General features: G+C 35.0%; 5 protein-coding genes. All 5 read left to right on the top strand.

Going from position 1 to position 2630, the window contains the following annotated elements; all coding sequences use genetic code 11:
* Nucleotides 1–119: 119 nt before the first annotated feature.
* A complete protein-coding gene (locus D6734_05935) occupies nucleotides 120–428 on the top strand; it encodes a DUF3467 domain-containing protein (GenBank protein ID RMF95246.1) in 309 nt (102 codons plus the stop codon).
* 27 nt (nucleotides 429–455) lie between these two features.
* Nucleotides 456–1271 (top strand): molybdopterin-synthase adenylyltransferase MoeB, encoded by an 816-nt coding sequence (moeB, locus tag D6734_05930; protein ID RMF95245.1) that lies wholly within the window; start codon nucleotides 456–458, stop codon nucleotides 1269–1271.
* A 9-nt stretch (nucleotides 1272–1280) separates the two neighbouring features.
* Nucleotides 1281–1616, top strand: coding sequence for a hypothetical protein (locus D6734_05925; GenBank protein RMF95244.1), 336 nt, complete (start codon nucleotides 1281–1283; stop codon nucleotides 1614–1616).
* Nucleotides 1617–1644: 28 nt separating this feature from the next.
* Nucleotides 1645–2385, top strand: coding sequence for an ABC transporter ATP-binding protein (locus D6734_05920; protein RMF95243.1), 741 nt, complete (start codon nucleotides 1645–1647; stop codon nucleotides 2383–2385).
* 24 nt (nucleotides 2386–2409) lie between these two features.
* Nucleotides 2410–2630 (top strand): hypothetical protein (locus D6734_05915; protein RMF95242.1); only part of this gene is annotated, 221 nt, incomplete at its 3' end.

Genomic DNA, 2630 nt, shown 5'->3' with positions numbered 1-2630 from the left:
TAATATATGTGTTTCATAATTGATTGATTTTAGTGCTCATATTTTAATAAGAAGAAGTTTATAAGGATTAAAAAATTGCAGATTTTTCTGTGCTAATTTTAAAATGGAGGTGCTTACCTATGAATGATGAAAAAAACCGCAATGGGAAGGAAATACAGGTCAATATAAAGGTTGAGGAGGAGATAGCAGAGGGGGTTTATTCAAATCTTGCAAAAATTTCTCATGGTATAGATGAGTTTACGCTTGATTTTATTTATATAAACATTGATCCTCCTTTTGGGAAATTGAGGTCGCGCATAATTCTAACTCCTCAGCACGCAAAACGTCTTTCAATCGCTTTGAATCAGCATATTGAAAAATATGAGATGAATTTCGGTGAAATCAAAATATCACAAGATGGTCCTGATGGATTTAATTATATTCAATAATCGAAGCTTTTTGAAAGGGAGGATGCGGTGTTCAAATTAACGGAAGAACAGATTGAAAGATTCAGCAGACAGATTATTCTTCCTGAGATGTCAGGTAAAGGGCAACAGGCTCTTCTTGAATCAAAAGTCCTCATAGTTGGAGCAGGAGGGCTGGGTTCACCATCTGCCTTGTATTTGGCTGCTGCTGGTGTAGGCACTATAGGGGTTGTCGATGCAGATAAGGTTGACCTTAGCAACCTTCAAAGGCAGATTCTCCATAGTATGAAAACATTAGGTGTAAAGAAAGTTGAGTCTGCTTCTATGAAATTGAAAGACATTAATCCTGATATCAAAGTAAACACCTATGATGTAAGACTGACATCTGAAAATATAATGGAAATAATAAAAGACTATGATGTGATTGTAGATGGAAGTGATAATTTCCCGACCAAATTTTTAGTGAATGATGCCTGTGTTATGAGCAATAAACCATTAAGCATTGCCGGTATTTTAAGATTTATGGGGCAGGTGTTTACAGTGATTCCCGGCAAAACTCCCTGTTATAGATGTATTTTTGAATCTCCACCTGAACCGGGCACAATCCCTTCCTGTCAAGAAGCAGGGGTTATCGGTGCAATAGGAGGATTGGTAGGAATAATTCAGGCAACTGAAGTTATCAAGATTATCACGGGCATTGGAAAAACCATAAATGGTATTTTGGTTGTCGATGCCCTTGCTATGATATTGAGAAGAATTGATATAGATAGAAAACGCAACTGCGCTATCTGCGGTGATTCACCAACAATTAAGGAATTAATCGATTATCCTTTAGAGTGCGAAGCAAATAGAGAGAGGAATGATTAAGCCAGCAAATTGATTGATTGTTTACACAGTCTTTTTCATTTTTTTTGTTCAGGTTTTTTCACTTTAATCAACATTTTTATCATCCTGACGCATTCGTTATATAGTTGCCTTCTTGATGATACTCTTGTTTCCTCAATTATCGCTCATACTTCGGTTATTCACACTATGAAAAAATTGAAAATTTGCTGTGCTTTTAGTGAAAATTTTTTTGAACAGAAAAGATACAAGATTGAATCTTCTTTTTCATTTTATTGGTGCAAAAGATTGAACTATAATTCAATAAAAAATACCCATTACAAGAGAAGGTTGGAATTTTTCGAGATATATATGATTAGCTATAGGTAATGATACGATTTTATAGGGTAGTGAAACTATGGATGAAATGATTGTTTTTGATTCAGTGGATAGAAGGTTTGGCGACAATTATGCCTTAAAAAAAGTTAGCTTTGAAGTCAAGAAGGGTGAGATTTTTGGCTTTATTGGTCCCAATGGCGCTGGAAAGACAACTACGATAAACTTGATTTCCTGCCTTCTCAATCCCTCTTCAGGAATGATACTAATAAATGGGAGAGATACTGTAAAAGAGAGCTTAGAGATTAGAAGAAAAATTGGTCTAATCCCTGAACAGCCTTATTTATATGAGAAACTGACGGGCAGAGAAGTGTTGTGGTTTGTTGGAAGGATTTTTGGCTTGTCAAAGGATGAGATAGAGGAGCATTCAAAAAAACTCTGTAAAGATTTCGACCTTGAGACAAAAATAGATGAACTTGTAGAAAGTTATTCTCATGGAATGAAACAGAAATTGGTTATCAGCGCGGCGCTTATTCACAATCCGGAATTGTTGGTTGTAGATGAGCCAATGGTAGGACTTGACCCTAAAAGCGCAAAACTTGTAAGAGAGATTTTCAGAGAAAAAACCCGTAATGACGGCTGTACTGTTTTTATATCAACCCATACATTGGAGCTTGCAGAGTCGATATGTGATAGAATTGCAGTGATCAATAAAGGGGAAATAGTTACAATTGGAAGTATGGATGAATTGAGAGAAGCTACAGGGCAAGTGGGAGAAAAGCTCGAGGAAATCTTTCTTAAATTAGTCCACGAAGAAATTTGATATAAAATTTGAGATAACCTCCATATGATAAAAAAGATTGAAAATTCAACTTCACTGCTTCTGATACGTCTTCTAATGATAAAAAATTCCTTTCTTTCATTCAATTTAAAGAGTCTTCCAAAGATTATATTTTTTACAATAGTTTCCCTCTCTTTTATTCTTTTCGATTATCTTTTTTTCAGGAAAGTAATTATTTATATATTTAATCTTGAAGAGGGCATTGGAAATATTCTTCTCACTGAGCT

The sequence above is a fragment of the Candidatus Schekmanbacteria bacterium genome, from assembly GCA_003695725.1.
GTDB lineage: Bacteria > Schekmanbacteria > GWA2-38-11 > GWA2-38-11 > J061 > J061.
Note: the sequence above shows the minus strand (reverse complement) of the source record. Positions and strands in the feature narration are given on the sequence as shown.